The following is a 24,330-nucleotide window of genomic DNA, read 5'->3' on the forward strand; positions in this document are numbered from 1 at the left end:
GGTTCAGACTTCGCGGTTCAGGATTCGCGCATAAAGCCCCGGGTCACAATTGCCGCCCGAGGCGATGACGCCGATGGCCTTTCCCTTGGTCTCGATCTTGCCGGACAGCACGGCGGCGAGCGCCACGGCACCACCCGGTTCCAGCACGATCTTCAGCACCTCGAAGGCGAAGCGCACGGCGTCTGCCGCTTCCGCATCCGTGACGGTGAGGCCCTCGCCCAGCAACCGCTTGTTGACGGCGAATGTCATTTCACCCGGCGCCACCGACATCAGCGCATCGCAGATCGAGCCCGAGGGCTTCGGATTCTTCTCGATCCGGCCGCTCTTCAGCGAGCGCGCATAATCATCAAAGCCCGCAGGCTCAACCGAATGCACCTTTGCCTGCGGCTGCAGTGCCTCCATCGCCAGCGCCACACCGGCCGTCAGCCCTCCGCCCGAGCAGCAGACAAGTACATCGTCGAAACGAAGACCGAGCGCTGCAGCCTCTTCCGCAAGTTCCAATCCGGCCGTGCCCTGGCCCGCAATGATGTCGGCATGTTCGAAGGGCGGCACCATTACCGCATGGCGTTCCTTCATATAGTGCTCGGCAATCGCCTCGCGCGATTCCGTGGCGCGGTCATAGGTCACGACTTCGGCGCCATAGGAGCGGGTGTTGTCCTGCTTGATCTTCGGCGTATCGGCCGGCATCACGATTAGCGCCGGCAGGCCCTTGATCTGGGCAGCAGCGGCAACCCCCTGCGCATGGTTGCCGGAGGAATAGGCGACGACCCCGCCCTTCGCCTTCTTGGCGTCGAGCTTCGAAATCATGTTCCACGCGCCGCGAAACTTGAAGGAACCGGTGCGCTGCAGGCATTCCGCCTTGATCAGGATGCGACTGCCGGTGACGGCATTGAGCTTCGGTGATTCGAGGACGGGTGTCCTGACGGCAAATCCCTCGATGCGCCGAGCCGCTTTCTCGATGTCCTTGAATTCCGGCAGCATGTGTCCCCGCAAATGTCGCTTTCAGCCAAGCATAGCCGAGGCGCCCCGGGATTTGCTAGAAGCGGTTGAGCAACCACGGAAAGCCAAGATGACCCGCGATTCCCGCTACGACATCCTCTTCGAGCCCGTCCGCATCGGCCCCGTCACCGCGCGCAACCGCTTCTACCAGGTGCCGCACTGCAACGGCATGGGCTACAAGGACCCTTCCGCACTGGCCGCCATGCGCGGCATGAAGGCGGAAGGCGGCTGGGCCGTGGTCTGCACCGAGATGGTGGAAATCCATCACACGGCAGACGTTGCACCTTACGTCGAACTCCGCCTGTGGAGCGACCAGGACATTCCGATGCTGGCGCGCATTGCCGAGAAGGTGCACGAGCACGGCTCGCTGGCCGGCATCGAGCTCTGCCATTCGGGCTACACCGCCAACAACCTGTGGAGCCGCGAAGTACCCATGGGGGTGAGCCCCATGCCCACCGCGAGCTATTTCAACGACCCCATCCAGGCGCGCGGCATGGACAAGGATGATATCCGCAACCTGCGCCGCGCCCATCGCAAGGCGGCGCTGCGTTCCAAGGAAGCGGGCTTCGACCTCGTCTACGTCTATGCCGGACACGGGCTTGGCATCTTTCAGCATTTCCTGTCGCGCGCCACCAACTTCCGCACCGACGAATATGGCGGCTCGCTGGAAAACCGCGCCCGCCTGCTGCGCGAGGTGATCGAGGATACCAAGGATGCGGTGGGCGACACCTGCGGCGTTCCCGTGCGCATCGCCATGAGCGAGTTCATCGGCTCCGCCGGACTGGAGCCTGCCGAGGTCGAGGACGCCATTGCGATGATGGCGGAACTCCCGGACCTGTGGGACCTGTCGCTCTCCGACTGGTCGAAGGACAGCCAGACCTCGCGCTTCTCCGAGGAAGGCTTTCAGGAGCCCTACATCAAGGGCGTCAAGAAGCTCACGACGAAGCCCGTGGTCGGTGTTGGCCGCTACACCTCGCCCGACACCATGGTGCGCGTGATCAAGCAGGGGATCATGGACATGATCGGCGCGGCGCGGCCGTCAATCGCTGACCCTTATCTGCCCAACAAGATTCGTGACGGCCGGCTCGACGACATCCGCGAATGCATCGGATGCAATGTCTGCGTCACCCACGACTTCACCATGACGCCGCTCCGCTGCACCCAGAACCCCTCGATGGGCGAAGAATGGCGGCGCGGCTGGCACCCGGAAACGATCCGCGCGAAGGAGGAGGACAAGCACATCCTCGTCGTCGGCGCAGGCCCGGCAGGTCTCGAGGCCGCGCGCGCACTGGGCCAGCGCGGTTACCAGGTGACGCTTGCCGACAAGGCATCGGAGGCCGGCGGCCGCGTGGCGCGCGAGAGCCGGCTTCCCGGCCTCGCGGCCTGGGGCCGGGTGCGCGACTGGCGCCTCCTCCAGCTCAACAAGCTTCCCAACGTCTCGATGTATCTCGAAAGCGAGATGACGCCGGACACGGTGGCCGAACTCGGCGCCGATCACATTCTCGTCACCACTGGCTCCGAATGGCTGCGCGACCTGACGGGTCGCCACACCCTGGTACCCTTCCTTCATCCGGCAGCCTCAGACGTGCTGACACCTGATGACCTGATGGCGGGCAAGCGCCCCAGGTCGAAGGACATCGTGCTGTTCGATGACGACCACTACTACATGGGCGGCGTCTGCGCCGAGTTGCTGGCACGGGATAGTCATCAGGTGACGCTCGTCACCCCCGCTGCCGTCGCCTCCTCCTTCACCAAGGCCTCGCTGGAGCAGAAGGCGATCCAGGCGCGTCTCATCACGCATGGCGTCAAGATCATCGCCAACCAGGCGGTGGTGGGCATTGGCGAGGGCCATGTCAGCCTCGAATGCGTCTTCACGGGTGAGGGCTCGCAGCTCGCGGCGGGCTCGGTCGTGCTGGTGACGGCACGGCGCCCGGTGGACGGGTTGTGGCAGGCGCTTTCGGCGGCTGGCCTCCCCGCCAGCCGGGCGGGTGACTGCTATGGCCCCGGCACCATCGCCGCCGCTGTCCATTCCGGCCGCAGGTTTGCCGAAGATTTCGGCAGGCCAGAGCTCGATTTCCTCGAGATACCCTTCCGGCGCGAGGTCACCGCCCTCAGCTGAACGCGCGTCTGCCCCATTCCTGCCGAAGAAGCGCACTAGAGGAGGCACAATCGGCACTGGACTTTGCAGGTTTAAGTCGCCATTTACCCAACGCGTCCAATGTAAGGCGCTAGATTCAAGGGGATTTCTCAGGTGTTGTCGCGTCGCGCCTTCAATCGCAGCCTCCTCGCCATGGGCAGTCTCCTGGCCATGGGAGCGGCCGCCCTTGCCCAGGAGCAGGTTCAGACCGGTTCGCTGACAACCCCCGCACCCGCAAAGATCAAGCCTGCCAAGAACGCCAAGGGCGGTGGCCTCGCGACCCAGACGGAAATCGTCGCGGGCCAGGACCAGCAGCCGATGCTGAGTACCAATTCAGCCTCCGCCATGGAAGGCGCCATCAGCATGTACGAGGAGATCGTCTCCGGCGGCGGCTGGGAGGACCTCCCGGAGCGCACCCTCAAGAAGGGAGCCAAGGGCGAAGCCGTCATCGCGCTGCGCCAGCGCCTCATCCGCGAGAACTACCTGTCCTTCGACTCGCTCTCCTCCGAGACAGCCTCGGTCTATGACCAGGAAATGGTCGATGCGGTGAAGGCCTTCCAGATCAACCACGGCATCCTGCCGTCGGGCACCGTGGCGGAGAAGACGCTTGCGGAGCTGAACGTGCCCGCCGACACCCGCCTCGGCATGCTGCGCGAGAACCTGACGCGCGTCGAGGCCTATGCCCAGGACCTCACGGGCGACTTCGCCATTCTCGTCAACATTCCCGCAGCCCAGCTCGAGACGGTTGAATACGGACACGTCTATTCGCGCCACAACATCGTTGTCGGCAAGCTCGAGCGTCCGTCACCGACGCTCGCCAGCAAGGTGAGCGATATCAACTTCAATCCCTACTGGAAGATCCCGGCCTCCATCGTCGAGAGGGACATCGTTCCGAAATACATGTCGGATCCGAGCTACCTGCAGATGATGAACATCCGCATCTTCGACGGCGTTGAAGGACCAGAGGTGGACCCAGCGCTGATCGACTGGACCACCACGCCGCCCGAGCGCTACTTCTTCCGCCAGGAGCCCGGCCCACACAATTCATTGGGCGCGGTGAAGATCAACTTCCCCAACAAGTTCATGGTCTACATGCACGATACGCCGCACCGCGAGCTGTTCGGCCGCAATGTGCGCTTCGAAAGCTCGGGCTGCGTCCGCATCGACCAGGTCCAGACGGTGGTGAAGTGGGTCCTCGACCGCACGCAGACGCCGCTCGACGAGGCGACATACCAGAGCCTCGTCGATTCCATCGAACAGTACGAGCAGCCGGTCGAGAACGGCCCGGACGTGCGCTGGATGTATCTCACAGCCTGGGCCACCGAAGACGGCCGCGTGAACTTCCGCCCTGACGTCTATGGTCTCGACGGCACCGACTTCGTCTTTGGCCAGCCGCAGCCGAAGACCTATTGATCTCACATCACTTTGACTCTCATCATCGCCGGGCTTGACCCGGCGATCCCTTTTCGTGGCACTGGAAAGGATGCCCGGGTCACGCTCGGGCATGATGGGTTCGAAGCGCTGGGCATTCTCCCAGCTTGCAGGCTGGCCGCGACCGCCCTAGCCTTGCCCGGAACAAGACGGACCCTCCGATGACCCGCAGCTATTACGCCCCGCATGGCGGCCTCCCGCCGCAAACCGAGCTCCTGACCGGCCGCGCCGTGTTCACCGAGGCCTATGCGGTGATCCCCAGGGGCGTGATGCGCGATATCGTGACCAGCGTTCTGCCCTTCTGGAACGAGACGCGCGCCTGGGTGATTGCCCGGCCGCTGTCGGGCTTTGCCGAGACCTTTTCGCAATACATCATGGAAGTGGCGCCTGGTGGTGGCAGCGAAAAGCCGGAGCTTTCGAAGGTAGCCGAAGGCGTGCTGTTCGTCGTCGAGGGTGAGATGGTCCTGACGCTCGATGGCTGGCGGCATGAGCTGAAGCCGGGCGGCTATGCCTATCTCCCACCCGGCGTGCACTGGGCGCTGAAGAACGAGTCCAAGGCGCCCGTGCGTTTCCACTGGGTGCGCAAGGCCTATGAGGCGGTCGAGGGCATCAAGCCGCCGGAAGCCTTCGTCACCTCCGACCAGGAGGTGAAGCCCCACGCCATGCCCGGCACCGACGGCAAATGGGCGACCACCCGCTTCGTTGACCCCGCTGACGTGCGCCACGACATGCATGTCAACATCGTCACTTTCGAGCCGGGTGCGGTCATTCCCTTCGCCGAGACGCATGTGATGGAGCATGGCCTTTATGTACTGGAAGGCAAGGCCGTCTACCGCCTGAACCGTGACTGGGTGGAAGTGGAGGCTGGCGACTTCATGTGGCTCAGGGCCTTCTGCCCGCAGGCCTGTTATGCCGGCGGACCGGGGCGCTTCCGCTACCTGCTCTACAAGGACGTGAACCGCCACATGAAGCTGAAGGGGCCTTTCGCCTAGCTCACATCAGGACAGCAGCTGCAGGATATCGAGCATGACCTTGGCCTCCGGCATCGGGACGATGGCGGTAAGCTTCTCGGGAATGATTGGTTGACCCGGGCCTACGGTGGCGCCTGGCAAACCGAGAGGGCCTCGGAAGCCGTGCGAACTCCAGGCGATCTCCTGCAGCGCGGGGCTGAGCAATGCGCCGATCAGATCGTCGGCGGCGGGTTTCAGGCTGATCAGCGGATGGGCCGAGTAGACCGTCGGAGCAGGATAGAGGAGAACGGGCCTAGCACTGCCTGCCATCACCCTCTGCCAGCGCGCAGCATCTTCAAGCGCCCATTCGATGAGCTGATTCTCATAGAGCACGGCCATGGGATAGACGCCCGGACCGCCGGCGATGTAATCCTCGAACAGGCTTCCCGAGGAATTCGACTTGAAGCCCATGCGATGGAATAGCGCACCCATATCTCCGGAAATAGCCGAAAGCTGGGACTGCTGCGTCACCTCGCCGGTCAGCAGATTGGCCACCAACCCCGCAAACATGAACCCGGAATTGGAGAGGTTCGGATCGGTCGCCACGATGCGCGCCGGCCCGGAAAGTTCTGCAACACCCAAGTCGGTCCAACTCCGGCCGGCCAACACAGCCTTGAGATACTGCGCGAGATCAATGGTCCGCGTGCCATCAGCCTGGCGTTTGACGAGGCCCGCTGCCTCGAGCCCCGCTGCGACTGGCTCCCAGGAATAGACCACGATGGGAGAATTGAGGATGACCTCGGCGCGGCGGATCGGCACGTTGTTCTCCTTGGCGATTTCCACCATCACCGATGAAGACGGCCATAGAAAGTCCGGATCCTGCCGCAAGATCTGTGCCTCGCGAACCATCTCGACCGAGCCCGCCTGTCTGGCGTTCAGTTCGAAGCCGTCGTTGCGCAGCGCCGCGACGGTGGCGGGATTGGCGAGGAAGCCGCGCTTTTCTCCGCCGACAAAGCCGGTGAGAGGTTGCGGCGGGCGAAGATACTTCGTGTCCTTGAGATAGAGGTAGCCACCGGTTGCAACCGCACTGGCGGCAATGAGGCCGATACCGACAGCACGGCGAGTCATGGTCATGGGCGGGTCTCCAGGTCGTCCTTCACCGCGCGTTCAATCAGGCGCAGGTCGACATCGAGACCCGAGAGATCGGACTCGAGCATGGTATCGGCATAATGTCCGAAGGCCTCGTTGAGCTTGCCGAGAACCGACTCGGACTGCTGCAGCCGACCGGCGTCGGGCGAGCGCTGCTGTTCGAGCACGCCATAGCTTTCTGTGAGCTCGGCGGCAGCGGGCAAGTAATAGGTGAGGAAGCGTTGCACCGATATCATGCGCTCCGGATTCTGCTCGATGCGCGCGAAGATGGTTCGAGCCGTCGATGTCAGCTCCGCGGTGCCCTTGCGGATCGCCGGATTGCGGATACGCCGCGAGGCGGCATCGAGGCGCTCAAGCTCCGGCGTCGCCTCCGTCAGCACCTTGCGGACGAGATCGAGCTTGCCCTTGTTGAGGGTCGAGACATCGACCCCTTCGAACAGGCCGCGCGGCGCCAGCAACAGCACCAGACCGAAAAAGGCGGTGAGACCGACGCCGAGCGCCACCAAAAAGGGAAGCTTGATGCCGAAGGCCAGGAGCGGGATGAGGGCGGCGGCCACGATGCCCGCCACTACCCAGTTGAGACCGTTGCGGAAAAGCTGCCCGGTCATTATCAGTTGTAACCACGGGCCGAGCGGAATGCGCCGGTCAGGTCCTTCGTGCCATCGAAGACGCGTCCGCCCGAGGCCTTGGCGAGCGCGTCTAGTTGCTCACGGTCAGCATCGCCGAAGGTAATGCCGAAGATCGGAACATCGCGCTCCCCAGCGGACAAGCTGTTGACGAAGGAGCCAGGATCGCCATCGCTGCGCCCGTCGGTCAGCACATAGATGGCGGGCAGGTAATCTTGCATATTGCCCAATGCCTCCATGCGTCTCAGCCCCTCCATGGCGCAGGCATACATGTTGGTGCCACCATCCGCGTGCAGGCTCCGCACGCCATCCAGGATCTTCGCCTGATCGGCCGGCTGGCCTGTCCCTTCCCAGGCATTGATCACCTGGCCATTGAAGGGAATGACGATGATGCGGTCACGCGGCGACCACTGCACCAGCACCTCTGCCGCACGTTCCGGCGTGAGCAGGAATTCCATGGCACGCTGCAGGGCGCTCTCGCCATCGCCCTGCATGCTGCCGGAGAAGTCGAGGCAGAGCACGCTCAGCGAGGGACGCCGCAGCGCCTCCTGATACAGCACCAGTGCCTTGCTGATGACGTCGGGCTCCGGTAGCGGCACTGCGGTGACCAGCCGCTGGGGATCGAAGTTCCAGTCCGCTTCGGGCTTGGCGGGGGCCGCCCGGTCGGCCGGCACGCGGCGGCCGGTCGCCGCGATCCGCGCCTGAACCGCAGGGGACAGGAGCCAGGCCTGGAGGTCATCGAAGAATTGCTTCACCTCGGGTCCGCGGCCCCGATCGACAAAGCCCAGAGGCGAGTCAGCCATGGCGACGCCGTCGGAGGGATAGACAGCCCAGAGCAGTTCCTTGCCCGCCTGGCGCAGCTTGTCGTTTGTCTCCTTCAGCACGGCTTCGTAGTTCCACATCGCGTCGTAGACCACGCCCTTTTCGGCTGATGAGAGATAGAGATCGGCAAGCCAGCCACTCGAACCCGACGAGCGTTCGACGCCGCGCAGCAGGCGCGCGGCGAGATCCGCCGAGGCGCCCGACAGGTCGGCCTCGGTGATGACCGCCCTGGAACCCAGCGCCGCCGACAGCATGGCGATATAGGCACTGGCGCCGGAGTTGGATTGGGTGGCCGACGTCATCAGGAACTTGAGCTTGCCGGATTCGACAGCGGCCAGGATGTCGGCCATCGCGACCGGACCCTTGGTCCAGCCAAGAGCCTCCGCCTTCGACTGGCGCACCCCGAGCACCACCGGACTTTGGGAGATGGACTTGAGCGCGCTCACCCGGCGGCCACTGTCGAACATCGCGATCCAGATGCCCGAGGCCGGCCATACCGCATCGTACTTGACATCCTGCCCTGGTCTCAAACCCAGCCCAATATCAAGCGAACCCTGATACGTCATCTTGCAGGTGGCACGTCGTTCCTTGCAGAATTCTTGCGCCAGCGTTTCCAACGGCTGGTTTTCCGAGCCGGAGACGATATCGAAGGCCGGCCCCGGCGCTCCGCCGCAACCCGACAGCGCGAACAGCAACCCGAGAATGGCGGCGAGCGATACCGCGTGCCGGAGGCGGGCCATCTCAGGCTCTGGCCTCCGTCAGCACCTTCTTGAGTTCGTCCGTCATGCGTTCCATCTGGCGCTCTGCGACGGCCCTCTTGTCGCGGCCCTCCTCCTGCACCCTCAGCACGCCCTGAATCGTGTCGATGAGGTCGCGGTTGGCCTGTTCCAGCGTATCGATGTCCACGATGCCGCGCTGCGCCTGCTCCTCGATGGCGATGGCCTGGTCCTTCATCATTTCAGAGGCCTGCTTGATCATTGTGTTGGTGGCGTCCGTCACCGTCTTCTGCAGATCAAGTGCCTTCTTTTGACGCGAGAGGCCAAGAAGCAGGATCATCTTCTGCTTCCAGACCGGGATGGTGAGTTCGGAGGTCGCCTGCAGACTTTCAATGAGCGTCTCGTCACCCGCCTGGACGATGCGGATCTGCGGCAGTTGCTGGATGCCGATCTGCCGGGCCTGCTGGAGATAGAAGACACGCTTTTCCAGACGGTCGAGTGCCTGCAGAGCATCCTGATAGGTCTGCGCCTTGAGCAAGCCGTCTGTCTGGTCCTTGTCGGCCTCTGCTTCGCGCTTGAGTGCAGGCAGGTGCTCGGCGCGAAAGGTTTCACCGAACGTCTTGCCTGCCAGAATGTATGCATCGAGAGCTGCGATCGACCGCTTGGTCTCGGCGTGGAGATCGTCGAGGACGGCCAGGTCTCGCTTCAGATTGTCCTTGTGCTGGCCAAGCTCGATGGTCACTCCATCGATTTGGCTCGCCACGTCCTCGAACTGTTCGGTGAAGCGGCGGACGCGCGCCTCGAGCGACGAGAAGATGCGCGACAGGAACCCGCCTTCCTTGATCGAGGCAGGATCGAGACCCTTCGCCTTCTCGAGAATGTCGATCAGCAGCTTGCCCGTTTCGCCCATGTCGCGGTTGCGGGTTTGGGCAAGGATCTTGTCAGCATAGGCAGTGACTGACTGCTGCGCTCTCTCGCCGAAGGTCGAAAGCTCTGCGCGATCACCCAGGTCGATCGATGAGCGGATACGGGCGACTTCGCCCGGATCGGCCATGACGGCGGGAAGTCCTGCCGCATCAGCGGTTGTCTGGATATTCGTCATGGATTTGCCTCCCGCTGATATGGCGACCCGGTCGGATCAGCGGATCCGCCGGCAATGGATTCTGTGCAGCGGTCATTCGGATGGACACAGCGCGCACAATCATGATGTTAGACTGCACTTGAATGTGAACGTCATGTGTCGGTGCCTGACGTCGGCTTGCAGGTGAACAACTTGGAATGGGATCTGGCGTTGAGTGGCATGAATCGTCCGCGTCGCGTCCAGGTCACATAGGGTAAATGCTTCGCTTAGAAGTAGTCACATGAGCGAATCAATTCAAGAGTTCCTGGCGGGGCGGTTGGTGACCAGACCGATCATCTTCTGCCCCGGCGTCGGCTGCCGACAAATCTGCCTCGAACCATGAGACACCACATGATGCTTCATATATCATCATTGACGGCTAGAGCTTGAATATCTAGGTTCTAAACACAATCATCACCGTCAAGTCTCCGCCATGATCACCTCCGCCCAGATCCGCGCCGCCCGTGCCCTGCTCGGCATGGACCAGCGGACCTTGGCTGAAAGGGCAGGCCTTTCCCTTCCCACCATACAGCGCATGGAAGCCAGCGACGGCCAGGTGCGCGGCGTGGTCGACAGCCTCGTCAAGCTCGTGCAGGCGCTTGAAGCGGCGGGCATCGAACTCATCGGCGACAATACCCAGAGCAAAGGCGGCGGACGCGGCGTGCGCTTCCGCGAAGCCAAGACGCCACCCAACACCTGAGACCATCAGCAACGGGGCCATCCCAGATGTCCGTTCAGACCGCTTCGCCCTCCACCCCACCCGCCCCCAAGGGCGCCAGCTTCGCTGAATTGTTCACGCCGAAACTGGTGACGGTGCTGCGCGAAGGCTACACGCTCAAGAACCTGCGCGCCGATGCGCTCGCGGGCCTCACCGTGGCGATCGTGGCACTGCCACTCTCCATGGCCATCGCCATCGCGTCCGGAGCCACGCCCGCACAAGGCCTCTACACGGCCGCCGTGGGTGGCTTCATCGTCTCGCTGCTCGGCGGTTCGCGCTTCCAGATCGGTGGACCTGCGGGTGCCTTCATCGTTCTGGTGGCGGCCACGGTGTCGCAGCACGGCATGGACGGGCTGATCCTTGCCACCTTCCTCTCGGGCATCCTGCTCGCGGCGGTGGGCTTCCTGCGGCTCGGCACCTTCATCAAGTTCATTCCCTTCCCCGTCACGGTTGGCTTCACCGCAGGCATCGCCGTCATCATCTTCGCCAGCCAGATCAAGGATCTTCTCGGCCTCACGCTCAGCGTGCCGGAACCCGGCCCGCTGCTGCAAAAAATTCCCGTGCTGTTGAACGCGCTGCCAACGATCTCGCCCGCCGCATTCGCCCTGTCGCTCGGTACCATCGCGATCATCGTCGGTCTCAAGAGGCTGCGCCCGCACTGGCCCGGCATGCTCATCGCCGTGACGCTCGCCGCGCTCATCACCTGGAAGCTGGGCCTCGACGTCACCACCATCGGCTCCAAGTTCGGCGGTATCCCGAGCACGCTGCCAGCGCCTTCGCTGCCTACGCTGTCAGCCGCCAAGATCATTGAGGTGCTGCCAGCAGCACTGTCCTTCACGCTGCTCGGCGCCATCGAGTCACTGCTTTCCGCCGTCGTGGCCGATGGCATGACCGGCCGCCGCCACCGCTCCAATTGCGAACTCGTTGCACAGGGTGCCGCCAACATCGGCTCCGCGCTGTTCGGTGGCTTCTGCGTTACCGGCACCATCGCGCGCACCGCCACCAACGTGCGCTCCGGCGCTCACAGCCCCGTGTCAGGCATGCTGCATGCGGTGTTCATCCTGATCTTCATGGCGGTGGCTGCACCGCTCGCCGCCTATGTTCCGCTCGCAGCCCTCGCCGGCGTGCTGGCGATCGTCTCTTGGAACATGATCGAGAAGCCGGCCATCGCGGTGCTCGTGCGCTCCGGCTGGGGCGATGTCGCGGTGCTGGCCGCCACCTTCTTCCTCACCATCTTCCGCGACCTCACGGAGGCCATCATCGTCGGCTTTGCGCTGGGCTCGGTCTTGTTCATCCACCGCATGTCGAAGGCCACCGCAGTCGAAACGCACACGCCCTTCGTCGGCGAGGACGTGGCCGATTCCACCCTGCCGCGCGGCGGCTATGACGAGGCGCTCGCCGCCAATCCGGAACTCGTGGTCTATCGCATCACCGGCGCTTTCTTCTTCGGCGCCGCGGCCTCCATCGCTTCAGTGCTCGATCGCATCCAGGATACGCACAAGGCGCTCATCGTCGACTTCGCAGCCGTGCCCTTCCTCGATTCGACCGGCGCCAACGTCATGGAGGGCCTCGCCCACAAGGCGGAGAAGCGCGGCGTGAAGCTGTTCGTGAGTGCTGCCAACGCGGATGTGCGGCGGAGCCTGCTCACCCACGGGGTGAGGCCGCCCGCCGTGCATTTCGCCGCCACCATCGACGACGCCCTGGCGCAGTACCAGGAACTTGCCCCGGCCTGACAGGCCGGACGGAGGACAGCCCGTGCTCCGTCTTGTTCCAGTGGAACGGCCTCGTGAAGAACTGCCACAGGGCCAGCCATGCGGCGAATGACATCAAAATCCAGTAAAGCGGCATGGTGGCGATCGTGAAGTGCCAACCCGCAATGCCTTGTTTGCGCAAGGCACGCCGGGTGAGAACGATCGAGATGGCATAGCCCGACACGAGCACCAGCAGGTTCACGCCCGCGAGCAGGAAGAACACCACGCCAGCATCCTTCGGGAGCGAGGGATACAAAACCCACAGAACTAGCGTGGCCGCCATGCAGAGAGGGTGCAGCAGAACAGACGCGAAGACGCCCAGGGTCAGCACCTGTGCTGCCCAGAAGCCCGATGGCCCCAGCTCGCGCAGCAACAGGGCGGGCTCGCGCATGTGAACGAGCCAGGTGATCAGGAAACCCTTCAGCCAGCGTGCCCGCTGCCGCATCCAGTTGCCGAGCCGCGTGTTCGCCTCTTCGTAGGTGAAGCTGTCGAGCACGCCCGTGTCATAGCCAAGCCGCGCCAGCCTCAGGCCGAGGTCGGCATCCTCCGTCACGTTGTAGGGGTCCCATGCGCCCACGCTGCGCAGCACGTCCATGCGGAAGTGATTGGAGGTTCCACCCAGCGGCAGCGGCAGGTTGTGGTTGGCCAGCACCGGCAGCAGCACGCCAAACAGTGTCGCATATTCCGCCGTGAACTGTCGGGTGAGCCAGTTCTCCTTCTGGTTATAGAAGGTGAGCTGCGCCTGCAGGCAGGCAAGCTCGCGCGGTGCCGCCGCAAAGCGCCGCGCAGCCTTCTCCAGCTGGTCGCGGTCCGGCACATCCTCCGCGTCATAAATCGTCAGCAAGTCGCCACGGCAGAACTGCAGCGCATAGTTCAGCGCGCGCGGCTTGGTCTGCGGCAGGCTGGCGGGCACGACGATCACTTCGACATGCGCCTCGCGTGTGAGGGCCGCGACAGCGCGCTGCATCAGGATGTCTTCTTCCTCGAGGATCAGCTTGATGTCGAGCTTGTCCGCCGGATAATTGAGTTCGCGCAGCGCCGCCATCAGCTGCGGCAGGACCGCAACCTCGCGGAACAGTGGCACCAGCACGGAATAGACCGGCCAGTCACCGGGCGCGATCACACGCTGCTCAGGCGGCGCCCGCTGCAGCGGTGGCAGAATGCACAGGAGGCGCAACGCCACCACGCCGAGGAAGAAGCTGCCACTCGCCGCCGAGACAACGGCGAGGAACAGGTGGCCCGGCAGCAGCAGGCTCGCTGCCACGGCCCCGCTCACCAGCAGCATGAGCGACAACAGCTGCACGGAGGTCATGCTGCCGCGCGCCGAGAACATCGGCCAGCGCCGGGCCAGACCGGACGTCGCCTCGCGCAGCAGCAGGCCGCGATGCACCGCGCGCGCCGCCACCAGGAAATCGGCCGCCTCGCCATAGCCTATGATGCCGAGGCCGCGTGCCCGTGCTTGGCGCAGCGCCGGAAGCCCACAGGCGGCATGGAACACGACACCCGGCAGGCTCACCGCCCGCATGATCTTGCTGCGCAGCGCCTCCTCGAGTTCCTCCTTCGGCAGGCGGCGGAGCAGATCGCAGAGCGCCGGAACGCTCAGACGGGGCAAGACTTCGCCGTCGCCCCCAGCTATGCTGATGGGCGTTGCGGGAGACTCGCCAAATCCCTGGTGATCGTGTTCCGACAGCACTGCCTGCACTTGCCAATGGCTGAGTAATGCGACGTTACGTAAAGTTTTCTACAGCCTGCCGGATGTTTTTCACGCTGCTTCTGCTATCTGAGATTGCAGTTGCGCAGGAAAATCCGCCTGCCTCCTATCAACCGCCCCAGTTCCGCACGGTGGAGGAGCAGGTCCGGCCCAAGCTGCCTGACAACCTGGCCGTCAAGCTCATCGCGGACGAGGACTTCGCACCCTACAGCTTCCGCTCACGCACCGGCTCGCCAGCCGGCATCTCGGTCGAGATCGCCATCGCCGCCTGCGAGCAGGCGCGCCTTGCCTGCACGGTGGAGGTTCTGCCCTTCGCCGAAATCCTGCCTGCGCTCGCGCGTGGGGAAGCCGACGTTGCCGTCACCGGCCCGCGCCTTGATGAGAAGACGCTGGCCGCAGCCCGCATGACCAGACCCTATTTCCGCATCATGGGCCGTTTCGCGGTGGCTGACACCAGTACGCTCGACGCAGCTTCGGCCAGCGCGCTCTATGGCCGCCGCATCGGCGTGGTGAAGGACACGGTGCACGCCCGCTGGCTTGCCGCCTATTATGCCTCCGCCCGCATCACGCCCTATGCCGATCTGGCGGCAGCGGGTGCGGCGCTCAAGTCAGGCGAGGTCGATGCCATCTTCGGCGACAACCTGCAGGTCATCTACTGGGTGGCAGGCGAAGCGGCGGCCAATTGCTGCCGCCTGCTCGGCGGCGCCTACTCCGACTTCGACTATTTCAGCCGCAACCTGTCTTTCCTGGTGCGGCGTGACAGGCCCGAACTGGCGCAGGCCCTCGACTATGGCCTCGACAAGGCACAGGAGATCGGCGCCACCGCCAAGATCCTCCGGACCTACGTTCCGCTCGATCCCTGGTGAGCGAGCGTGGCCGCATCGCGGCCGCGCAAGCTTTCGAGTGAGCCGCCACTGCGCGCCGCTTCAGTTGCAAGGTGGCTGAGGATCGACGTCACCAGCCCAGGCCCCTGATAGACCAGCGCCGAATAGAGCTGCACGAGGCTGGCGCCGGCGCGGATCTTCAGCAGCGCCGAAGCGCCGTCATGCACGCCGCCTGCCCCCACCAGCGGGATCTTGCCCTCGGTCAGCACGAACATGCGCGCCAGCTGCCGCGTGGAAAGGGCGAGCAACGGCAGGCCTGAAAGCCCGCCCTGCTCCTTCGCGTGGCCTGAGCGAAGCCCATCGCGCGACAGCGTGGTGTTGGACACGATGATGCCATCCACCGCGCCGCCGCCGCAGGCCGCCGCGATGTCCTCGAGTTCATCCTCGCGCAGGTCCGGCGCGATCTTGAGCAGCATGGGCGGCTGCCGCTCCTGCCGGGCGCGCTCGTCGTTGATCCGGCCCAGCAGCTGTTCGAGCTCGGCGCGTGACTGCAGCCCGCGCAAGCCCGGCGTGTTGGGCGACGAGATGTTGACAGTGAAATAGGAGGCGACCTGCGCAAAGGCTGCGATGCCCTGCACATAGTCGCCGATGCGGTCCACCGAATCCTTGTTGGCGCCGATGTTGACGCCCACGATTCCGCCGCGCGTCTTGCGCGCCATGAGTCGCCGCAGCGCTGCCCCATGGCCCTCGTTGTTGAAGCCCATGCGGTTGATCACCGCGCGATCCTCCGGAAGGCGGAACAGCCGCGGCCGCGGGTTGCCCACCTGCGGCTTGGGTGTGACCGTGCCGATCTCAGTGAAGCCGAAGCCCAGCGCCAGCATGGCATCCGGCACTTCGGCATTCTTGTCGAAGCCCGCAGCAACGCCCAGCGGGTTGGCGAAGTGCAGCCCGAAGGCCTCGACGGCGAGCCGCCTGTCCGAGGCAGCCGGAGCGCCCGATGGCATCGCTGACAGGGCGCGGATGGTCATACCATGCGCCGCCTCGGCATCGAGCGCGTGCAGCAGCGGCCGGGCGAAGGGAAAGGCCAGCGCGGCGAGGCTCATGCCGCACCCGCGGGAAAACGGTGCACGCCATTCTCCACCGGAAGCGGATCCTGCGAGACGGCGAATGCGGTCTCGATCGCCCCATAGACATGGGGGAACAGGTCACCCCCGCGCGAGGCTTCCCACCTAAGGTTGGGAAGGTCCCCCTCACGGAACCCCACCAGCACCAGCCCGTCCTGGCCGGCAAAATGGCGGGCCGCCGTCTCGCGCATCTGCTCGGCGGTGGAGAGGTGGATGAAGCCATCCTTGATGTCCACGGCAGACCCGGTGAACAGGCCCATGGCCTGCGCCGCATCCCACTGGTCGGCGGAGAGAATTTTGTAAAGGATTCGCATGGGCGCGGACCATAGGCCGCCCATTGCGTCTGGACAATCGCCGCCACACAAGGTATAGCTTCCTACCAATAAGAACTTTTACTCCCCAATCGGAGGGCAACATGCTCACGCACAAGCAGGTCTGGAACGCCATCGACACCATCGCCGAGCGCTATGGCTTCTCGGCCTCGGGCCTCGCCAAGAAGTCGGGCCTCGACCCGACCTCCTTCAATCCCTCGAAGCGCAACGGCCCGGATGGCCGCCCGCGCTGGCCGACCATGGAGTCGATTTCGCGGCTCCTGCAGGCCTCGGGCGCCTCGATGGAGGAGTTCTCCGAACTGCTGATCGGCCGCCGCGGCCAGCCGCCGAAGCTGCGCCAGATCCCGCTCTTGGGCCTCGCCAAGGCGGGCAAGGGCGGCTTCTTCGATGATTCGGGCTTCCCCGCCGGCAATGGCTGGGACGAGATCGAGGTTCCGGGCGTCACCGACCCCAATTCCTATGCGCTGGAGATCACCGGCGACTCGATGCTGCCGGTCTACCGCGAGGGCGACATCATCATCCTCTCGCCGTCGGCCACCGTCCGCAAGGGCGACCGCGTGGCGGTGCGCCTCAATGACGGCCAGGTGATGGCCAAGGTCATGCAGCGCCAGACCTCCAAAAACCTCGAACTCTCCTCCTTCAATCCGAACCATGCCACCAAGACATTGGACATGAAGGACGTCGACTGGATCGCCCGCATCATGTGGGCCAGCCAGTAAGGGATAGTTCCCAGCGAAGCCCCGGCTCACGCCGGGGCCTGCGCGTCATCCACCGATCTCGCCTCCGTCGATCCGCGTGATCGCGACCACCGCGGGCCGGGGCAGGCCATTGGGTGCGAAATCGGGCCAGGTGGTGGACAGCTTGGCGACGCTTTCCGAATCCTCTCCCGGATGCTGCACCGAGAGGAACATCGTCTTGCCGTCGGGTGTGAAGAACGGGCCTGTGGCCTCCGCTCCCGTCGGGCAGGCGAACAGCGCGCGGGACAGGCCGCGGCCCGGCCCCTCGACATCCATGGCGAAGACGCCATCGGCAATACCGAAGTCGTTCTGCCCATCGGTGGCAATCCACAGCCGCCCCTTGGGGTCCATCGCGATATTGTCAGGCGTGGCGAACCAGCCATTGGCCGTCGTCTCCGGGTGGAACGACGCCTTGATCTCCGGCTTCGCGGTGTCGCCCGCCAGCACCAGCAGCGACCAGGTGAAATTGTCGGCCGCATGATCGGCCTCAGCGCCGCTGCCGGGCGGGATGAGCTCGACGATCTGGCCCCACAGATTGGCGGCGCGCGGGTTGGCGGCGTCGACCTGCTCCGGTTTGCGCTTCTTGTTCTTGGTCATCACCGCATAGACGCGGCCGGTGACGGGCGAGACTTCCATGTCCTCCGGCCGGTCCATCTTGGTGGCGCCCAGCCTGTCGGCGGCGGCGCGGGCATTGATCAGCACGGTGGCCTGGTCGGGGAAGCCGTTCTCGGCCGTGAGCGGGCCTGTGCCCTGCACCAGCGGCATCCACTGCAGCGTGCCGTCGGCATTGAGTTTCGCCACCGACAGCACGCCCTCGTCAAGCAGCTTGAGATTCGCCGCGCGGTCCGCCGGATTGAAGGCATTTGTCGAGACGAAGCGGTAGATATATTCGAAATAGTCGTCATCGCCCATGTAGACGACGGCGCGCCCGTCCTTGTTGAGCGCCACGGCCGCACCTTCATGGCCGAAGCGGCCGAGTGCGGTGCGCTTCACCGGTGCGGCTGACGCGTCATAGGGATCGACCTCGACCACCCACTGGAAGCGGTTCAGCTCATTCGGCTCCTTTTCCACGTTGAAACGATCATAGAAGCGCGCAAGACCATAATAGTCCTCGCTCGCCATGCCGATGCGCTCCAGCGCCTCGCGCGTCTGGGTCTTGGCCGGGTCGCCGCCGAAGAAGGAGACCGACCATTCCTCGCAGGACAGCACGGTGCCCCATGGCGTGTGGCCGCCGGCGCAATTGGTGGAGGTGCCGATCACCTTGGTTCCTGTCGGATCTTCCGAGGTTTTCATCAGGTCATGGCCCGCCGCCGGGCCGGAAATGGCGAATTCGGTGAAGCCGGTGATGCGCCGCGCCAGCGGCGAGCCCTCGACCACCCGCCACGCGCCATCCTTCTTCTCCACCTCGACGATGGTAAGGCCCACCGAGGCAAGCCCGATGTCGGCCTGATCCTTGCTCACCGCCTTGCCGGCATCATCCTCAGAGGTGATCAGCCCGGGGAACATGATCTGGAAATCGGGATATTCGTTGTTGATCGCCAGGATGCCGCGCTCGGAATTCTGCGAGCCCATGGGCAGCGGGAAATAGGCCATATGATCGTTGTTGTAGCCCGCCTGCTTCGACTGGCTGTCCGCCGTCTGGGCCGCGGGGTCGAAGGCCGGCGCATCGGCCGTCACCTTGTCGCCCCAGCGCAGCACCACATCCGCCTTGTAGCCATCGGCCACATGATGCGTCTGATCATAGATGCGCGGCAGCTCGGTGAAGGTGAGGGTCGAGATGGGTGCTACCGCCCGCGCCGGGCGCGGCAGAAGAGCCAGCGGCGAGGCGGCGGCCAGCGCAATGGCGCCCACGCCCGCCTTCAAGAGGTTGCGGCGCGAAAGTGTGGAAACCGGCGCGCTGCCGCCATCAATCCTGTTCATGTGTTTTCTCCCGGTTGGCGTGATTTCACCCGGAACTCGAACACCGGTACATGACAGCCGCTTGAAGGCGCAGCTCCTGTGGATTGCGGGCGCGGACTGCTGGGTCCTGCCGGGCTTGCCCGCTTCCGCACAGCCTGTGCGGCCCCCTGGCAAGAAGCGGCAAGGACCGGTGATGGCGGCGGTGAAGCGGATATCACCACATTCAAGTCTTCGATCACCACCTGAGGACACCATGCGCGACATGACATCCCACACGAGCCCTGCCCTCAAAATCGCCCTGCTGAACCCACCGCACCGCGCGATTGGCAGCCGCGTGCCGGGCGAGCTGCTGCCGCCGCTCGGCCTGCTGATGGTCGGCGGGCCGCTGATCGATGCCGGCCACCATGTGCGGCTGATCAACGCTGACATCGCGCCGATGAGCACAGCGGAGATTCTGGCCGACCTCAGCAGCGATGTGCCCGATGCGCTGCTCATCGGCCATTCGGGTTCGACCTCGGCCCACCCCGTGGTGCTGGAGATCTGCGCCGCCGTGCGCGCGGCGTGGCCGGACGTCACCATCGCCTATGGTGGTGTCCACCCCACCTATCACTGGCAAAGCATCCTGCGCGAAGCGCCGCAGATCGACATCATCGTGCGCGGCGAGGGCGAGGTGACGGCCCCGGCGCTGATGGCGGCGCTGGCCGCAGGCCGCCCGCTGGTCACCGTCCCGGGCCTCGCCTTCCGCTGGGCCGGCGAACCCTTCGCCACGAAGCCCGCAGCCATGCTCACCGACCTCGATCAGGCGCGGATCGGCTGGGAGTTGATCGACTTCACGCAGCACTCCTATTGGGGCGGCAAACGCGCAGTGGTGATGCAGTTCTCGCGCGGCTGCCCGCATCTCTGCACCTATTGCGGCCAGCGCGGCTTCTGGACCAAGTGGCGCCACCGCGACCCTGTGGCCTTCGCCAGGGAAATCGCGCGCCTGCACCGGGAGAAGGGCATCGATCTCGTCAATCTCGCCGATGAGAACCCCACCTCCTCGCGTGTGGCGTGGAAGGCTTTCCTGGAGGCGATGATCGCCGAGAGCGTGCCGGTTCTCATCATCGGTTCGACGCGCGCCGATGACATCGTGCGCGATGCCGACCTGCTGACGCTGTACAAGAAGGCGGGTTGCCTGCGCTTCCTGCTCGGCATCGAGGCTACTGACGAAGCCACCCTCAGCACCCTACGCAAGGGCGGAACCACGGCGAAGGACCGTCAGGCGATCCAGCTGCTGCGCGCCCATGGCATGATCGGTCTCTGCACCTTCGCCGTTGGCTTCGAGGAAGAGACCGACGCGGATTACTGGAGGCTGCTGCGCAACCTCCTCTCCTATGATCCGGATCAGGTGATCTCGCTGTTCGCCACGCCGCATCGCTGGACTCCCTTTCACCGGCAGAGTGCGCGCCGCCGCGTCATCCAGCGCGACCTGCGCTTGTGGGATTACAAGCACCAGGTGCTGGAAACCCCGCGCGTTCCGGCCTGGCGCGTATTCCTGTGGGTGAAGCTCATTGAAGCTGTGCTGCAGGCGCGGCCCAGAGCGCTGTGGCGCGCCTACCTGCAGCCCGATCCTGTGCTCCGCCATGCCCAGCGGTGGTACACCCGCATGGGACGCCGGGTGTGGCTGCGCGAATTCCGCGACTTCTTCCTGTTTCCCAGCCGCCCAGGCCCGACCGTCGCCGAATTCTCCGGCGAGGAGCAATTGCCGGAGCAGGCGCTGGCTCGCCACCCAAGGATTGCCGCCGAATGAACGCTGCGGAAACACTCGCCCGCCGCTCAACCTTGCCCCGGCCAGCGGAATCGGGAATGGTTCCGCCATGTCAGAAACAGGCCCCTCACCGGACGGCCAGCGGCCGGCCGCTCAGATCATCCGTGACGAGCTGGCGCGCCGCCGACTGTCGCGCGCGCAGCTTGCGGCGATGGCGAAGGTGAGCCTGTCGTCGCTGGAAAAACTCCTCTCCGGGCAAAGGACACCCACGGAACAGATCTTGATCCGGCTCGAGCAGGCGCTGGACATCAAGCTCCGCCACGACTCGGCAATGCCGGGGCAGATCGCGCCTGAGTGGCTGGGCTCTTACAGCCGGGCCGCGGTGCAGTGGATGGAGGGCGCCTATCTGACGCTCCGCCCCTTGTCCTCCGGCGGCGGCAGCATCTATGCCTATGTCACCGAGGTGCAATGGGACGCCGCGCAATGCTGCCTCGCCTTCCGCGAAAGAGAGCGGCTGGACGGCGACTATGCCCAGTCCGGCGCCGTGTCCGTGCCGCACCAGACGGGCCACGTCTACCTGGTGACGAACCGCCATGGACAGTATCGCATGGCCATCCTGTCGCGCCCGCTCATCCGCGGAGAGATGTTCGGCATTCTGGCCACACTGCAAACCGGCCGCGGCTCGCAGCTGCTTCCCGTGGCAGCGCCTCTCGCGCTTGTGCCGCTCGCTGGCGGCGAGAAGCTCGGCCGCATCGCCGAGGACATGGCGGAGCATGACGCCTATGCCAGAATTCTGAAGAGGGCCGTGGAAGAGGACTTCGCCCGGCTGCTTACGCAGGCCCAGCCAGTTCACCCCTGACCGCCCGCCCGATGAGGGCGCGGGTGTTGTCCAGCCCATAGAGCGCCACAAAGCTGCCGAAGCGCGGGCCCTTCTCCTCGCCCAAGAGCACCTGGTAGAGCATGTTGAACCAGCCCTGCCCGACGCCGACGGAGCCATCCTTCTGCGTCGTCTTGTAAGGGTCGCGGCGGCCCACGTCATAGACCTTCTGCTGGATTTCATCGGGTGCCGCATGCGCGGGCAAAGTCGCAAGCGCGGCAGAAAGCTCGTTCAGCGCCTGAACTTCTTCCTCCGTAGGCAGACGATACTGCTTCTTTGGCTTTACGAAGTCGTCGAAGTATCGCAGCGCGTGCTTCGCCAGAAGGTCGAGGCGCGGGTGCGTTCCCGGTGTGAGGGCGGGCTGGTAACGCTGGATGAAGCCCCACAGTGCGGACTTGTCATGGGCGTTGGCCACTGCCGCAAGGTTCAGCAGCAGCGCGAAGGAAATGCCGCCCTCTTCCGGCAACGGCGGGTTGCCCTCATGGATGTGCCACACCGGGTTCATCAGCCGGTCGACGGGCTTGTCCGCCTGGCGCTGATAGGCCGAGAGGAAAGCACCGTAATCATCCACCGCACGCGGGATCACGTCGAAGTAGAGGCGCTTTGCCTCGCGCGGCTTGTTGAACATGAACAAGGAGAGTGATTCCGGATCGGCATAGGTCAGCCATTCGTCAATCGTCAGGCCATTGCCCTTCGACTTCGAAATCTTCTGGCCCACATCGTCGAGGAACAGCTCGTAGACGTAATGCTCGGGGGCTTCCGCACCGAGAATCCGGCAGATGCTGTCATAGACCGGCGCGTTGGTCTGGTGATCCTTGCCGAACATCTCGAAGTCGACGCCGAGTGCGGCCCAGCGCATGCCGAAGTCCGGCTTCCACTGCAGCTTGGTGCGGCCGCCGGTGACCAGCATGGTGACGTCGGTGCCGTCTTCATCAGTGAAGGTGATGGTGCCGGCCTGTGGGTCCACCTTCTTCATCGGCACATAGAGCACGCGGCCCGAGATGGGCGAGATCGGCAGGAAGGGCGAATAGGTCGCCTGACGTTCCTCGCCCAGCGTGGGCAGCATGACGCCCATGATGTCGTCGAACTTCTCGAGTGCGCGCAGCAACATCGCATCGAACTTGCCCGACTTGTAATACTCGGTGGCGGAGGCAAACTCGTACTGGAAGCCGAAGGTATCGAGGAAGCGGCGGAGCATGGCGTTGTTATGGTCGCCGAAGCTCTTGTACTCGCCGCCGAACGGGTCCGGCACGGAGGTGAGCGGCATGTGGAGATAGGGCTTCAGCGCGGTAGGGTCCGGCACGGTCTCCGGAATCTTGCGCATGCCGTCCATGTCATCCGAGAAGCACAGAAGACGGGTGGGCACGTCGCACAGCAGCTCGAAGGCGCGCCGCACCATGGTGGTGCGCGCCACCTCGCCGAAGGTGCCGATGTGGGGAAGGCCTGAGGGGCCGTAGCCTGTCTCGAACAGCACGTCCTGCTTGCCGGTCCGTTTGATCCGCGCCACCAGCTTGCGGGCTTCCTCGAAAGGCCAGGCCTTGCTGGTCTCTGCGGCGGCGCGAAGGGCGGGATCGGCGGGCATTTCAGGGCTTTCCATGTGTAACTGCGGGTGTTTAGGAAGCCACCGGCGGGCGGTCAATCAAATCCGTTGAAACCCATGGGGAAAGGAGCGATATTGCTGCGCATGAGCCGAAAGTCGCCCTCCAAGACCTCACGAATTGCCGCCACTGGCCAATTTGTTGACCGGGGGGTAGCGGGCATTACGGCCGACGGTGTAGCAATCCGCAAGTCGCCGGGCCGCGCAACGCATTTCACTCAGCGGGAGGTCGAAAAAGCGGTCGCCGCGGTGCTTTCAGGAAGGTTCCAGAAGCCAGATGGCGCGAAGAAAGCCCAGCACAAAGAAGGGTGACGACAGCAGTTATTCATCAACTGTCCCTTTTCACAAGACTATCTGGAAATCTTTCGCGCAATCGTCTTCTCCGTTATACGGTCCGGCTTCGAGCCACGCTGTGCACTCGAAGCGGATAATGGCGCCGAAAACCGCCTTCTGAAGATATGCAGCATTATCGGCCAATGCAGCCTCGCGATCCACGACATCTCAAAAACTGAATTGGACGCAGGGTCTGGCCTGCCGCGCTTCAACATGCCGCTGGAACTCGGCCTGTTCCTCGGAGCGAGGCAGTTCGGCGTCGGAAGGCACAAGGCAAAACGCTGCATTATTCTCGATCGTGAGCGCTACCGGTATCAGAAGTTCATCTCTGACATTGCCGGGCAAGATATCCATTCTTACGGCACGACAGCTGCGGGAATGATCGAAGAGGTATCGTCATGGCTGCGCCACGAAACCACATTGGCGCCTGTACCCGGCGGCAAGGCCATCGCGCGGGAATTCCAAGCTTTCCAGCATAACCTCCCCAACATCTGCGGGGCGATGCAACTCGCCCCTGAGGAGTTGACCTTTCAGGATTATCGCAAAATGGCCATCGAGTGGATTGTTCAGGCGGCTAGAGCATGATCCGCAAGAGTGGAACTCACTTTTGCGACAAGATCATGCTCAAGCTTATGATCTGGCGAATGTTCTGATCGATCAGGCGATTTCGCCTGACCGGAACATGCGATAGGAATGGTCGGGGAGCCTGAGACTGAACCGCCCCCAAAAA

The 24,330-nt window shown here is 64.3% G+C and carries 21 protein-coding genes; 11 read left to right on the plus strand and 10 right to left on the minus strand.

The window, feature by feature from the left end; translation table 11 throughout:
• Positions 1–3 precede the first annotated feature (3 nt).
• Entirely contained in the window at positions 4–981 is a 978-nt protein-coding gene (locus WCJ41_RS03040) for a threonine/serine dehydratase (protein WP_336904351.1), read from the minus strand.
• 88 nt (positions 982–1,069) lie between these two features.
• On the opposite strand from WCJ41_RS03040, the gene WCJ41_RS03045 reads away from it, so the two are divergent.
• The 3 genes from WCJ41_RS03045 (at position 1,070) to WCJ41_RS03055 (ending at position 5,559) form a co-directional block, all read left to right on the plus strand.
• A complete protein-coding gene (locus WCJ41_RS03045; RefSeq protein ID WP_336904352.1) occupies positions 1,070–3,118 on the plus strand; it encodes an NAD(P)-binding protein in 2,049 nt (682 codons plus the stop codon).
• 132 nt (positions 3,119–3,250) lie between these two features.
• On the plus strand, positions 3,251–4,549 hold the full coding sequence (locus WCJ41_RS03050) for a L,D-transpeptidase family protein (protein ID WP_336904353.1): 1,299 nt from the start codon (positions 3,251–3,253) through the stop codon (positions 4,547–4,549).
• Between the two features lie 179 nt (positions 4,550–4,728).
• Positions 4,729–5,559 carry a bifunctional allantoicase/(S)-ureidoglycine aminohydrolase gene (locus WCJ41_RS03055; protein WP_336904354.1) on the plus strand — a complete coding sequence of 277 codons (831 nt, stop codon included), beginning with the start codon at positions 4,729–4,731 and terminating at the stop codon, positions 5,557–5,559.
• A gap of 6 nt (positions 5,560–5,565) precedes the next feature.
• On the opposite strand, the gene WCJ41_RS03060 is transcribed toward WCJ41_RS03055, so the two are convergent.
• From WCJ41_RS03060 to WCJ41_RS03075, 4 genes are read right to left on the minus strand one after another with little or no spacing between them, the layout of a single operon-like run.
• Positions 5,566–6,651 carry a hypothetical protein gene (locus WCJ41_RS03060; protein ID WP_336904355.1) on the minus strand — a complete coding sequence of 362 codons (1,086 nt, stop codon included), beginning with the start codon at positions 6,649–6,651 and terminating at the stop codon, positions 5,566–5,568.
• Positions 6,648–7,274, minus strand: coding sequence for a 5-bromo-4-chloroindolyl phosphate hydrolysis family protein (locus WCJ41_RS03065; RefSeq protein WP_336904356.1), 627 nt, complete (start codon positions 7,272–7,274; stop codon positions 6,648–6,650). The genes WCJ41_RS03060 and WCJ41_RS03065 overlap by 4 nt, the downstream gene beginning before the upstream one ends.
• A gap of 2 nt (positions 7,275–7,276) precedes the next feature.
• Positions 7,277–8,854: a VWA domain-containing protein gene (locus tag WCJ41_RS03070; RefSeq protein ID WP_336904357.1), complete on the minus strand. Its 1,578-nt coding sequence runs from the start codon at positions 8,852–8,854 to the stop codon at positions 7,277–7,279.
• 1 nt (position 8,855) lies between these two features.
• Positions 8,856–9,932 (minus strand): toxic anion resistance protein, encoded by a 1,077-nt coding sequence (locus WCJ41_RS03075; RefSeq protein ID WP_336904358.1) that lies wholly within the window; start codon positions 9,930–9,932, stop codon positions 8,856–8,858.
• A 451-nt stretch (positions 9,933–10,383) separates the two neighbouring features.
• On the opposite strand from WCJ41_RS03075, the gene WCJ41_RS03080 reads away from it, so the two are divergent.
• Positions 10,384–10,650: a helix-turn-helix transcriptional regulator gene (locus WCJ41_RS03080; RefSeq protein ID WP_336904359.1), complete on the plus strand. Its 267-nt coding sequence runs from the start codon at positions 10,384–10,386 to the stop codon at positions 10,648–10,650.
• A 26-nt stretch (positions 10,651–10,676) separates the two neighbouring features.
• A complete protein-coding gene (locus tag WCJ41_RS03085) occupies positions 10,677–12,401 on the plus strand; it encodes a SulP family inorganic anion transporter (RefSeq protein WP_336904360.1) in 1,725 nt (574 codons plus the stop codon).
• On the opposite strand, the gene WCJ41_RS03090 is transcribed toward WCJ41_RS03085, so the two are convergent.
• Positions 12,313–14,031, minus strand: coding sequence for a glycosyltransferase family 2 protein (locus tag WCJ41_RS03090; RefSeq protein WP_336904361.1), 1,719 nt, complete (start codon positions 14,029–14,031; stop codon positions 12,313–12,315). The genes WCJ41_RS03085 and WCJ41_RS03090 overlap by 89 nt on opposite strands.
• 143 nt (positions 14,032–14,174) lie before the next feature.
• Between WCJ41_RS03090 and WCJ41_RS03095 the strand changes: the two genes are divergently transcribed.
• Positions 14,175–14,996, plus strand: a complete 822-nt coding sequence (locus tag WCJ41_RS03095; protein WP_336904362.1) for a transporter substrate-binding domain-containing protein — start codon at positions 14,175–14,177, stop codon at positions 14,994–14,996.
• Here the strand turns inward: WCJ41_RS03095 and WCJ41_RS03100 are convergent.
• Together WCJ41_RS03100 and WCJ41_RS03105 are read right to left on the minus strand one after the other, a co-directional pair.
• On the minus strand, positions 14,972–16,057 hold the full coding sequence (locus tag WCJ41_RS03100; protein WP_336904363.1) for a quinone-dependent dihydroorotate dehydrogenase: 1,086 nt from the start codon (positions 16,055–16,057) through the stop codon (positions 14,972–14,974). The genes WCJ41_RS03095 and WCJ41_RS03100 overlap by 25 nt on opposite strands.
• Positions 16,054–16,392, minus strand: coding sequence for a DUF952 domain-containing protein (locus WCJ41_RS03105; protein WP_336904364.1), 339 nt, complete (start codon positions 16,390–16,392; stop codon positions 16,054–16,056). The genes WCJ41_RS03100 and WCJ41_RS03105 overlap by 4 nt, the downstream gene beginning before the upstream one ends.
• A 101-nt stretch (positions 16,393–16,493) precedes the next feature.
• On the opposite strand from WCJ41_RS03105, the gene WCJ41_RS03110 reads away from it, so the two are divergent.
• A complete protein-coding gene (locus WCJ41_RS03110) occupies positions 16,494–17,129 on the plus strand; it encodes a helix-turn-helix transcriptional regulator (protein ID WP_336904365.1) in 636 nt (211 codons plus the stop codon).
• A gap of 45 nt (positions 17,130–17,174) precedes the next feature.
• On the opposite strand, the gene WCJ41_RS03115 is transcribed toward WCJ41_RS03110, so the two are convergent.
• Positions 17,175–19,067, minus strand: coding sequence for a PhoX family phosphatase (locus WCJ41_RS03115; protein WP_336904366.1), 1,893 nt, complete (start codon positions 19,065–19,067; stop codon positions 17,175–17,177).
• A 232-nt stretch (positions 19,068–19,299) separates the two neighbouring features.
• On the opposite strand from WCJ41_RS03115, the gene bchE reads away from it, so the two are divergent.
• Entirely contained in the window at positions 19,300–20,835 is a 1,536-nt protein-coding gene (gene bchE / locus WCJ41_RS03120) for a magnesium-protoporphyrin IX monomethyl ester anaerobic oxidative cyclase (protein WP_336904367.1), read from the plus strand.
• Between the two features lie 67 nt (positions 20,836–20,902).
• Positions 20,903–21,652 carry a helix-turn-helix domain-containing protein gene (locus tag WCJ41_RS03125; protein ID WP_336904368.1) on the plus strand — a complete coding sequence of 250 codons (750 nt, stop codon included), beginning with the start codon at positions 20,903–20,905 and terminating at the stop codon, positions 21,650–21,652.
• Here WCJ41_RS03125 and WCJ41_RS03130 read toward each other — a convergent pair.
• Entirely contained in the window at positions 21,624–23,267 is a 1,644-nt protein-coding gene (locus WCJ41_RS03130; RefSeq protein ID WP_336904369.1) for a lysine--tRNA ligase, read from the minus strand. The genes WCJ41_RS03125 and WCJ41_RS03130 overlap by 29 nt on opposite strands.
• Positions 23,268–23,354: 87 nt before the next feature.
• Here WCJ41_RS03130 and WCJ41_RS03135 point away from each other — a divergent pair, with 87 nt between their 5' ends.
• Both WCJ41_RS03135 and WCJ41_RS03140 read left to right on the plus strand, forming a co-directional pair.
• A complete protein-coding gene (locus WCJ41_RS03135; protein WP_336904370.1) occupies positions 23,355–23,579 on the plus strand; it encodes a hypothetical protein in 225 nt (74 codons plus the stop codon).
• Between the two features lie 234 nt (positions 23,580–23,813).
• Complete coding sequence (locus WCJ41_RS03140; protein ID WP_336904371.1) at positions 23,814–24,185, plus strand: hypothetical protein; 372 nt, start codon at positions 23,814–23,816, stop codon at positions 24,183–24,185.
• Positions 24,186–24,330 lie beyond the last annotated feature (145 nt).

Origin of the sequence: Aestuariivirga sp. (genome assembly GCF_037139295.1) — a bacterium.
Classification (GTDB): domain Bacteria; phylum Pseudomonadota; class Alphaproteobacteria; order Rhizobiales; family Aestuariivirgaceae; genus Aestuariivirga.

Coding starts and splice junctions, on each gene's coding strand:
- WCJ41_RS03040 (WP_336904351.1), bottom strand. CDS start 981: ATGCTGCCGGAATTCAAGGACATCGAGAAAGCGGCTCGGCGCATCGAG.
- WCJ41_RS03045 (WP_336904352.1), top strand. CDS start 1,070: ATGACCCGCGATTCCCGCTACGACATCCTCTTCGAGCCCGTCCGCATC.
- WCJ41_RS03055 (WP_336904354.1), top strand. CDS start 4,729: ATGACCCGCAGCTATTACGCCCCGCATGGCGGCCTCCCGCCGCAAACC.
- WCJ41_RS03060 (WP_336904355.1), bottom strand. CDS start 6,651: ATGACCATGACTCGCCGTGCTGTCGGTATCGGCCTCATTGCCGCCAGT.
- WCJ41_RS03065 (WP_336904356.1), bottom strand. CDS start 7,274: ATGACCGGGCAGCTTTTCCGCAACGGTCTCAACTGGGTAGTGGCGGGC.
- WCJ41_RS03070 (WP_336904357.1), bottom strand. CDS start 8,854: ATGGCCCGCCTCCGGCACGCGGTATCGCTCGCCGCCATTCTCGGGTTG.
- WCJ41_RS03075 (WP_336904358.1), bottom strand. CDS start 9,932: ATGACGAATATCCAGACAACCGCTGATGCGGCAGGACTTCCCGCCGTC.
- WCJ41_RS03080 (WP_336904359.1), top strand. CDS start 10,384: ATGATCACCTCCGCCCAGATCCGCGCCGCCCGTGCCCTGCTCGGCATG.
- WCJ41_RS03085 (WP_336904360.1), top strand. CDS start 10,677: ATGTCCGTTCAGACCGCTTCGCCCTCCACCCCACCCGCCCCCAAGGGC.
- WCJ41_RS03095 (WP_336904362.1), top strand. CDS start 14,175: ATGTTTTTCACGCTGCTTCTGCTATCTGAGATTGCAGTTGCGCAGGAA.
- WCJ41_RS03100 (WP_336904363.1), bottom strand. CDS start 16,057: ATGAGCCTCGCCGCGCTGGCCTTTCCCTTCGCCCGGCCGCTGCTGCAC.
- WCJ41_RS03105 (WP_336904364.1), bottom strand. CDS start 16,392: ATGCGAATCCTTTACAAAATTCTCTCCGCCGACCAGTGGGATGCGGCG.
- WCJ41_RS03110 (WP_336904365.1), top strand. CDS start 16,494: ATGCTCACGCACAAGCAGGTCTGGAACGCCATCGACACCATCGCCGAG.
- WCJ41_RS03115 (WP_336904366.1), bottom strand. CDS start 19,067: ATGAACAGGATTGATGGCGGCAGCGCGCCGGTTTCCACACTTTCGCGC.
- bchE (WP_336904367.1), top strand. CDS start 19,300: ATGCGCGACATGACATCCCACACGAGCCCTGCCCTCAAAATCGCCCTG.
- WCJ41_RS03125 (WP_336904368.1), top strand. CDS start 20,903: ATGTCAGAAACAGGCCCCTCACCGGACGGCCAGCGGCCGGCCGCTCAG.
- WCJ41_RS03130 (WP_336904369.1), bottom strand. CDS start 23,267: ATGGAAAGCCCTGAAATGCCCGCCGATCCCGCCCTTCGCGCCGCCGCA.
- WCJ41_RS03135 (WP_336904370.1), top strand. CDS start 23,355: ATGAGCCGAAAGTCGCCCTCCAAGACCTCACGAATTGCCGCCACTGGC.
- WCJ41_RS03140 (WP_336904371.1), top strand. CDS start 23,814: ATGCCGCTGGAACTCGGCCTGTTCCTCGGAGCGAGGCAGTTCGGCGTC.